The following is a 1,344-nucleotide window of genomic DNA, read 5'->3' as shown; positions in this document are numbered from 1 at the left end:
GCGACGACGAGCACGGGCAGCGGCCCGCGCCGGTCGATGGTCCGCCCGGTGAAGGGCAGCACGGCCAGCGCCGCCATGGCGAAGACCGCCAGCACGACTCCCGCGGTGCCAGCACCAAGATCACGTACCTGTGCCACATAGACGTACAGATACGGAACGGTGAACCCCAGCCCGAACGCGCTCAGCGCGCTGCCCAGCTGGATCCGCCGCAGTGCTGCACCCATCTCCCTGGTCACACTCACCTACCTCAAGGTCTCGGAACGACATGCCGAGTCATCCGAACGACTCGAACCCGAAGACTTTAGCACTAAAGTTAGAACCTCAACAATATAGGTCGAAGGACTTCGAAGGCTTTGGAGGGCGTGCCATACTGCCCGCCATGCCTGACACCACCGAGCAGCCCGGGCCGCAAGAACCGGGCCTCGACGAGCAGATCGCCGCCTACCAGCGCGAGTTCCGCGACCTGGACCCCCAGGTCGAGCAGGTCGTCTCGGCCCTGGGCCGACTGAACCGCCGCATGAACGTGGCGTACGGACGCCAGCTCGCCGCCCTCGGCATCAGCAACGCCGAGTGGGAGGTCCTCAAGACGCTGGTCCTGTCCGGTTCCCCGTACCGGCTGGGACCGGGCGAGCTGGCCAAGCGCCTCGGCCTCACCCCGGCGGCGATGACCCACCGCATCGACCGCATGGCAGGCGAGGGCCTTGTCACCCGGGACCGGGACGAGACCAACCGGGTCCGCGTGATCGTCGAGCTGACCGACGAGGGCCGCACGAAGTGGCTGGAGGCGATGCGCATGGCCACCGACTTCGAGGAGGACCTGCTCCAGGACCTCACCGGTGAGGAACGCGGGGTCCTCGGCGACATGCTGATCCGCCTGCTGCGCAGGGTGGAGCACGCCCAGCCGGACGCCGGCGGCCGCCTCACCGACCTGGACTGACCCGGTGAACGGTGCTGCGCTCGGCGCCCTGTCCAGCACCTGGGAAAAGGGCTTGACCTGGCGGCTTGACACGCCCCCGACCGGTCCGTAAGGTTCTTCGAGTTGTCACAGAGCCGGAACGGTTCTGCGACAGCCGATCCCGCCGCGAACGCGGCAACCAAAACTCAGCAGGATCTCCCATTGGGAGCAATTTCGGCATGCCGAAATTGATTTCGAAGACTCGATTATGAGTCGCCGAGAGAATCCGCTAGAGTTTGAGCGTCGGAACGGCCCGAGAGCCGGGAAGACAAACCCCGCTGACTGGGAGTCAGGCCCGAAAGGATCTGATAGAGTCGGACTCGCCGGAAAGGGAATCGCGAAAGCGAGGAACTGGAAAGCGAAACCCACTTCGACTGGGAATCGGCACT

General features: G+C 65.4%; 1 protein-coding gene and 1 pseudogene. One reads left to right on the top strand and one right to left on the bottom strand.

The features are described from left to right. Positions 1 to 224: pseudogene (locus tag ACFCV8_RS36055) on the bottom strand (MFS transporter); the annotation flags it as partial. Positions 225 to 379: 155 nt separating this feature from the next. Between ACFCV8_RS36055 and ACFCV8_RS36050 the strand changes: the two are divergent. Beyond that, entirely contained in the window at positions 380 to 937 is a 558-nt protein-coding gene (locus tag ACFCV8_RS36050; RefSeq protein ID WP_376689782.1) for a MarR family winged helix-turn-helix transcriptional regulator, read from the top strand. The last annotated feature ends 407 nt before the right edge of the window (positions 938 to 1,344 follow it).

The sequence above is a fragment of the Streptomyces sp. NPDC056347 genome (assembly GCF_042262625.1).
In the GTDB taxonomy this organism is placed as follows: Bacteria; Actinomycetota; Actinomycetes; order Streptomycetales; family Streptomycetaceae; genus Streptomyces.
This window is presented reverse-complemented; position numbering and strand designations above follow the sequence as displayed.